Source organism: Sphingomonas sp. NPDC019816, from assembly GCF_050274375.1.
Taxonomy (GTDB): Bacteria; Pseudomonadota; Alphaproteobacteria; order Sphingomonadales; family Sphingomonadaceae; genus Sphingomonas.
This window is the reverse complement of sequence record NZ_JBNNOB010000200.1, coordinates 1-4377: the sequence shown is the minus strand read 5'-3', so window position 1 is coordinate 4377 and position 4377 is coordinate 1. Positions and strand designations below refer to the sequence as shown.

At 66.3% G+C, this 4377-nt stretch carries 5 protein-coding genes; 4 read left to right on the top strand and 1 reads right to left on the bottom strand.

The genetic code is table 11. From position 1 onward, the window contains the following. The coding region (locus ACQKJZ_RS18240) for a UvrB/UvrC motif-containing protein (protein ID WP_427732978.1) at positions 1-486 on the top strand (486 nt) is incomplete at its 5' end. Between the two features lie 185 nt (positions 487-671). Here ACQKJZ_RS18240 and ACQKJZ_RS18235 read toward each other — a convergent pair. After that, positions 672-1043: a PRC-barrel domain-containing protein gene (locus ACQKJZ_RS18235; protein ID WP_183952416.1), complete on the bottom strand. Its 372-nt coding sequence runs from the start codon at positions 1041-1043 to the stop codon at positions 672-674. A gap of 127 nt (positions 1044-1170) precedes the next feature. On the opposite strand from ACQKJZ_RS18235, the gene ACQKJZ_RS18230 reads away from it, so the two are divergent. The 3 genes from ACQKJZ_RS18230 to ACQKJZ_RS18220 all read left to right on the top strand — a co-directional run bounded on the left by ACQKJZ_RS18230 (position 1171) and on the right by ACQKJZ_RS18220 (position 4268). After that, complete coding sequence (locus ACQKJZ_RS18230; protein WP_427732976.1) at positions 1171-1701, top strand: hypothetical protein; 531 nt, start codon at positions 1171-1173, stop codon at positions 1699-1701. Positions 1702-2314: 613 nt separating this feature from the next. Then, complete coding sequence (locus ACQKJZ_RS18225) at positions 2315-3529, top strand: toxic anion resistance protein (RefSeq protein ID WP_427732974.1); 1215 nt, start codon at positions 2315-2317, stop codon at positions 3527-3529. 4 nt (positions 3530-3533) lie between these two features. Next, positions 3534-4268, top strand: a complete 735-nt coding sequence (locus ACQKJZ_RS18220; protein WP_427732972.1) for a hypothetical protein — start codon at positions 3534-3536, stop codon at positions 4266-4268. The last annotated feature ends 109 nt before the right edge of the window (positions 4269-4377 follow it).

Here is a 4377-nt window from a genome sequence, read left to right as displayed (position 1 = left end):
GGGCGCGCGGCGCGTAATGTCGACGGGCGCGTGATCCTCTATGCCGACCGGATCACCGGATCGATGGAGCGCGCCATGCTGGAAACCTCGCGGCGTCGCGAGAAGCAGATGGCGTATAACACCGAACACGGCATCACGCCGCAGACGATCCGCCGCCAGATCGGCGACATCATCGCCCATGTGGCGTCGGGCGATCAGGTGACGGTGCCGATCGACGAGGACCGCCCGCACATGGTCGGCCACAACTTACGCGCCTATATCGAGGAACTCGAAAAGAAGATGCGCAAGGCCGCCGCCGACCTCGAGTTCGAGGAAGCGGGCCGGTTGCGCGATGAGATCCGCCAGCTGGAGAATGAGGAGCTGGGTCTGCCGGTGCATGAGCAGAAGGCGCCGATCATGGGCCGCTCCAACGAGGGCAAGCCGGGGACGCGCAAGACGCGGTTCGGAAAGAGCAAGAAGTTCGCGAGTGGGCGGAAGGCGAATTGATCGTTGGGGGTGGGCTGCTTGGCGGTGGCCCTCCCCCATCCCCTCCCGCCTGCGGGAGGGGTGCGTTACCGGGCGACCGTCAGGGCGCTACCTTCGAAGGAATTCTGCCAGTGCCTCGGGCACGCCCCTCCCGCAAGCGGGAGGGGATGGGGGAGGGAACGCCCCAAAGGCTACCCTGCGAAACCTCACCCCAAATCCAAATTCTCCGTCCCCACCCCATAATAGCCCGCGACGCGGTCGGCATAAGCCTGATCGAACACCGGCGCGTTGTTCGCCCAGCTCGGCCCGCCCTCCAGCAGACGGCGGTCGACGGTGATCACATATTGATCGCCCACCGGATCGAACTGCAACAGGCTGAACGGCACGGGATAGAAGCTCTTGCCCATGCCCAGGAATCCGCCCAGCGCCAGTACGGCATGGGTCGCACGGCCCGAGCGCTTGTGGACCATGAAGGCATGGACGCTGCCGATCGAATCGCCGTCACGGCTTTCCAGCTTCAACGTGCCGGACACCGTCGACTGGACGAGGATCAGGGTGGGCGTGTCGTGATCAGCCATAATTAACCTCCGTTTAGACGGCTGAACCCGTTGCCCGTGCCAGCGGTTCCGATGCCCGCCGCCCCGGCACGGCCCGTCGCAGCGCGGGGTTGAGCCCTTCCCGCCGCTCGCTCATAGGCTGGGCGCGATGCGTCGCCTGTCCTTTACCCCGCTTGCCTCGACTTTGGTCCTGGCCACCGCCCTTACCGGCTGTATCCCCGCCACCACGCCGCCCCAGGCGCCACCGCCCGTGAAGCAGCCCCCCCGTCCCGCCCCGCCCGCGCCGCGTCCGGTGCTGGGGAGCGACTGGCGCGACTGGCCGCTGACGCCGGGCGACTGGCGGTATCAGCGGACGGCGCAAGGCTCGGCCTCGACATACGGTGTGGCGGGCGCGCCCCGGCTGACCCTGTCGTGCAACCTGCGCAACCGCTCGGTGCGCCTGGGCCGCCCGGGATCGGTCGCGGGCAGCTGGACGATCCGCACGTCGAGCACAGTGCGCAACGTCGCCGCGCAGGCCGGGGCTGCCGGGGCCGAACTGGTGCTGGCCGCCAATGATCGACTGCTCGACGCCATGGCGTTCAGCCGGGGCCGCTTCACGATCGAACAGGCCGGCCAGCCGCCGCTGGTCATCCCGGCCTATGCCGAGATCGGGCGCGTGATCGAGGATTGTCGGGGCTGACCCCGCTCGATCCGGCGGGCGCAAGATGCTCGGCCAAACATCGTTGCATTACAAGTCTTGTTTATTGGCTTTCGCCTACGCACATTGGCTTTGCGCACTTTGAAAGGGCGCATTGGCTTTAACTAGCGAAAGGAGGTGATCCGATGTCTCATGGTTCAGCAAGGGGGTCGGTTCAGTTCGTTCGGGGGGCCGGTCTCTGACATCGACGGGCGCGTCGCGGGGGGTATTCTCCCCCAATCAACGGTCGCGTCTGATGTCTTGAGGCCCGCATGGTCTCCCGGGCTGGAGCTCTCCGGCCGCTGACCATGTTTAGGGGTTGCCGGGGCCGTCGCGATGACGTCCCGGCAGCCTCTTTTCATTTGGGGGCAACGCCCTCCCACCTATCCCCGACCCCACCCTCCGTTCAGCCTGAGCGAAGTCGAAGGCCACGGGATTCCCTATCTTCCATCGCCTTGTCGGCCGTCGTCGGTACGTGGCCTTCGACTTCGCTCAGGCTGAACGGGGTTCGGGATGACGGTGGTGAGCCTCGTCTCCACGTATTATTCCAGTAATACACTTGAACCCCGCGCCCATCCCCTCCACACTAGCGGCAAGGCATTTGGAGACTGAACGCATGGCCACGACCGCCGACACCGTAACCGCGGATAAAGGGCTGACGCTGACGCCGCCCGATCCCGTGCCGACGGTGGCGCCCGCCCAGGCCGCCGGGCTGGTGCCCGTGGACGACAAGACGCGCAGCCAGCTGGAGCAGAAGGTCGACGGCTTCGTCGCCGAACTGATCGCGCAGGACGTGAACAGCCCCGAATTCGGCCGCCGCGTCGACGCGATCACCGCCATGGGGCAAAAGGAAATCCGCGAGGCCGCCAGCCAGTCCAACCGCTTCCTCGACCGGCCGGTCAAGGCGATGGATGGCGAGACCGGGGTGGGCAAGGACCTGACCGAGTTGCGCCGCGTCGTCGAAAGCCTCGACCCGGGCAAACAGGGTAATCTCTCCGCGCCGCGCAAGCTGCTCGGCATCCTGCCCTTCGGCAACAAAATGCGCGACTATTTCGACGGCTATCGCTCGTCGCAGACGCATATCGCCGCGATCCTCAAGAGCTTGTCTTCAGGCCGCGAGGAGTTGCTGATGGACAATGCCGCGATCGATACCGAGCGCGCGAACCTGTGGTCGGCGATGGGCCGGCTGGAACAGATGATCCATCTGTCCAAGACGATGGATGCCAAGCTGGAGGATACGGCGAACGAGCTGGATCATACCGATCCCGCCAAGGCCAAGGCGATCCGCGAGACGGCTTTATTCTACACCCGCCAGCGGACCCAGGACCTGCTGACCCAGATGGCGGTCACCGTGCAGGGCTATCTGGCGCTCGATCTGGTCAAGAAGAACAATGTCGAGCTGGTGAAGGGCGTCGACCGCGCCTCGACCACCACCGTCTCGGCGCTGCGCACCGCCGTCACCGTGGCGCAGGCGCTGGCGAACCAGAAGCTGGTGCTGGACCAGATCACCGCGCTCAACTCGACGACCGCCAACATCATCGATTCGACCGGCAAGCTGCTGCGCAGCCAGACCGCGCAGATTCACGAGCAGGCGGCGGCCTCGACCATTCCGCTGGAGACGCTGCAACGCGCCTTCCAGAATATCTATGACACAATGGACGCGATCGACAGCTTCAAGCTGAAGGCGCTCGATTCGATGAAGACCACGGTCAACACGCTGGGCCAGGAGGTCGAGAAGTCGAAGGGCTATATCGCCCGGGCCGAGGGCGCGCAGAACCCACAGCTGACCGGCGGGTCGGCCGCTTCCTCGTTCAAGCTGGAGGCATTGTAAGCCGGTGACCACCCCCCGGTCGAACGAGGTCGATGCCCAGATCGAGCGTGCGCGCGAAGTGATGGCGCGCATCTCGCAGGATTATCGCGGAACCGCGCAGGTGGCGGTCAAGCGCGTCCGGCGCCAGGCGCGCTCGGTGATGCGCCGGGTGATCCTGATCGCCATCGCCAACGCCGCCATCCTGATCGCGGCGATGGTGACGGGCCTGATCCTGCCCGGCGGCATCGGCATTTTCGGCGCGCTGGCGGCGATGCTGCTGATGCTGGCGGTGACGCTGATGATCGCGCTCGCCCCCGCCCCGCGCGCGCCCAGCCCCGCCAAGCTGGCGCAGGTCGACATCAAGGCGCTGCCCGGCCAGACCGAACGCTGGCTGGAGGCGCAGCGCCCGCGCCTGCCCGCGCCCGCCGTCACGCTGGTCGACCGGATCGGCCAGCGGCTGGAGACGCTGTCGCCGCAGCTCGCCGCCGTCGACAACGACACGGTCGAGGCGATGGAGGTCCGCCGCCTGATCGGCGAGCAGCTTCCCGCCTTCCTGCGCGATTACGAACGCGTGCCCGAACCGCTGCGCCGCGTCGAGCGCAACGGGCGGACGCCGGACGCGCAGTTGGTCGATGGCCTGAAGCTGATCGAGCAGGAGATCGGCGACATGACCCAGCGACTGGCGCAGGCCGATCTGGACAGCCTGTCGACGCGTGGCCGTTATCTGGAAATGAAGTATCGCGAGGAAAAGACCGAATGAGCAGGCTGGCAGCGGTGCTGGCTATGCTCTGAGGGTTGGGACGTGGCCTTCGACTTCGCTCAGGCTGAACGGGCCGGGGGATGGCTCCCAAACTCCGTTCAGCCTGAGC

Coding starts and splice junctions, on each gene's coding strand:
- ACQKJZ_RS18235 (WP_183952416.1), bottom strand. CDS start 1,043: ATGGCTGATCACGACACGCCCACCCTGATCCTCGTCCAGTCGACGGTG.
- ACQKJZ_RS18230 (WP_427732976.1), top strand. CDS start 1,171: ATGCGTCGCCTGTCCTTTACCCCGCTTGCCTCGACTTTGGTCCTGGCC.
- ACQKJZ_RS18225 (WP_427732974.1), top strand. CDS start 2,315: ATGGCCACGACCGCCGACACCGTAACCGCGGATAAAGGGCTGACGCTG.